Annotated in this window: 2 protein-coding genes; both read left to right on the forward strand. The window is 45.0% G+C overall.

Annotation, left to right across the window (positions count from 1 at the left end):
• Window positions 1-217 precede the first annotated feature (217 nt).
• Window positions 218-1,927, forward strand: a complete 1,710-nt coding sequence (gene pilB / locus A3751_RS16790; protein ID WP_068458102.1) for a type IV-A pilus assembly ATPase PilB — start codon at window positions 218-220, stop codon at window positions 1,925-1,927.
• Window positions 1,928-1,929: 2 nt separating this feature from the next.
• Window positions 1,930-2,683 (forward strand): type II secretion system F family protein (locus A3751_RS16795; protein WP_197466435.1); only part of this gene is annotated, 754 nt, incomplete at its 3' end.

Consider the following 2,683-nt stretch of genomic DNA (forward strand, 5'->3'; position numbering starts at 1 on the left):
TTGCATCGGTTTAACCACAGGAAAACCGCGCCTACCTTAAAATTCCTTTTAAAAACCGAAACTTGCTCTACACTTTTAATTAAATTCCTGCATATAAATACTGATGCGTTAAGTTCGATTGCTCGCATTTATAAGCAGAACAACTTAGCTAACTTATATTTGTATATAAATTCAGCGATTTAAATAAGACACAAGCAGCAAAGAGAAACGCATACGCATGGCTACCAATACGCCAACCAATCTAACTGGCCTAGCACGAAAATTCGTTCTTGATCATATTATTGATGAAGACACAGCTCTAAAGGCGCAATCGCATGCGATAGAAAACAACATACCTCTGATCACCCACTTAGTTTCAGAAAACTTGGCGAACTCGAAAGCGATCGCTTTTAGTGCCGCAGAGGAATTCGGCTTACCCGTTCTTGATCTAAACGCATTCCTCAAGGTCTCGTATCCCGAAAAAGTCGTTGAAGAAAAATTGATCCGCAAGCATCGCGCGCTACCTCTATACGTGCGTGGAAATCGACTCTTTATCGCCGTATCCGATCCAACAAACGTTAACGCCGTAGACGAGATTAAATTCCATACAGGGATGAGTGTTGACTCAGTATTAGTAGAAGACGACAAGTTGATCAGTGCTATCGACAAGTACCTTGAATCTCAAGACGACTCGATGGGCGATCTGGATGACGCCGATTTAGATATCGATATTGATGACGGCTCATCAGATAAGGAAGATGAAGCTATCAGCAACGAGGCCGACGACGCTCCGATCGTTAAGTACGTTAACAAAATGCTGCTTGATGCGATTAAACAAGGAGCCTCGGATCTTCACTTTGAACCCTACGAAAAAACTTACCGAGTTCGTTATCGTACTGATGGCATTCTTCATGAAGTATCTAAACCATCCATTAAACTTGCGCCGAAAATCGCAGCCCGCCTGAAAGTCATGTCACAGATGGACATATCCGAGAGGCGGATGCCGCAAGATGGCCGGATCAAGATGAAACTCTCTAAAACGAAGGCCATCGACTTCCGGGTCAACACCCTACCCACCCTTTGGGGTGAAAAGATCGTCCTGCGGATTCTCGATCCAAGCTCTGCGAAGATGGGTATCGACGCGCTTGGGTATGAAGACTTTCAGAAAGAACTTTATCTCGAAGCATTGCACCAACCTCAAGGTATGATCCTCGTGACCGGCCCTACCGGATCGGGAAAAACTGTTTCACTTTATACCGGCTTGAACATCCTAAATACGCCAGAACTAAATATATCAACTGCGGAAGATCCTGTTGAGATCAACCTAGAGGGTATTAATCAGGTTAACGTAAATTCAAAAGTCGGCCTTAACTTCTCGGAAGCACTTCGTTCCTTTTTGCGACAGGATCCTGACATTGTCATGGTTGGTGAGATTCGAGATTTAGAGACCGCCTCTATCGCGATCAAAGCCGCGCAAACCGGTCACTTGGTCATGTCAACCTTGCACACTAACAGTGCACCAGAGACCCTGACCCGTCTAATCAACATGGGTGTACCGGCGTTTAGTATCGCAACATCCGTATCACTTATTATTGCACAGCGATTGGCACGACGCCTTTGCAGCAGCTGTAAAGAGCCGATTGACATACCTGGTGAAACATTGCTCAAAGAAGGCTTTACCCAAGATCAAATTGATGCCGGCATCACAATCTATCAACCGAAAGGCTGCGATAAGTGTAATAACGGCTATAAAGGAAGAGTAGGTATCTACGAAGTGGTCAAGATCACACCAAGCATTTCTCAACTCATTATGCAGGAAGCCGACTCGCTCGCGATCGCAAAAGCTGCTGATGAGGAAGGGTTTAACGATTTAAGAAAATCTGCATTATTAAAAGCAATTGAGGGCGTTACCAGCCTTGCAGAAGTACAGCGAGTAACGAAGGAATAATCATGGCAGAAAACACAAAAAAACTTATCGCTTTTGAATGGGAAGGCACCGACCGCAAAGGCAATAAAGTAAAAGGCGAAATGCGTGGTGAAACTCAAGCAATCGTAAAAGCCCAACTTCGAAAGCAAGGCATTAATGCGAAGCGCATACGCAAACCTTCTTTCAGCTTCGGCGGAGGAAAAAAGAAAATCACCCCGTTTGATATCGCAATATTTGTGCGCCAATTAGCGACCATGATGAAAGCGGGCGTCCCCCTAATACAGTCTTTTGAAATTGTTGCAGACGGGGTTGAAAACCCAACTCTAAGGGAGTTGGTGCTCGACATAAAGAATGACGTCGCTGCGGGTAATAACTTTGCAGGCGCATTAAAAAAGCATCCTGCTTACTTTGATGATCTATTTGTAAACCTCGTCAACTCGGGCGAGCAATCAGGTGCCCTCGAGACCATGCTGGACCGCGTTGCGACCTACATGGAAAAAACAGAAACCCTTAAGAAAAAAGTCAAAAAAGCCATGACCTACCCAATATCTGTTGTGGTCGTAGCATTCATCGTAACGGTAATTTTGCTGATCAAAGTGGTGCCTCAGTTTGAAGCTCTCTTTGGAGGATTTGGCGCCGAACTTCCGATCTTCACCCAGTTCGTGATTGGAATATCTGAGTGGATGCAAGAATGGTGGTTAATCGTCATCGCCGGAATCGGCGGCTTTTTGTATGCATTTAAGCAGGCCAAGCTACGAAGCCAAGCTTTTCAAGATG

Source organism: Oleiphilus sp. HI0080 (assembly GCF_001635135.1).

Excerpts from the sequence above, each read along its gene's own strand:
- pilB (WP_068458102.1), top strand. The coding sequence starts at position 218 with ATGGCTACCAATACGCCAACCAATCTAACTGGCCTAGCACGAAAATTC.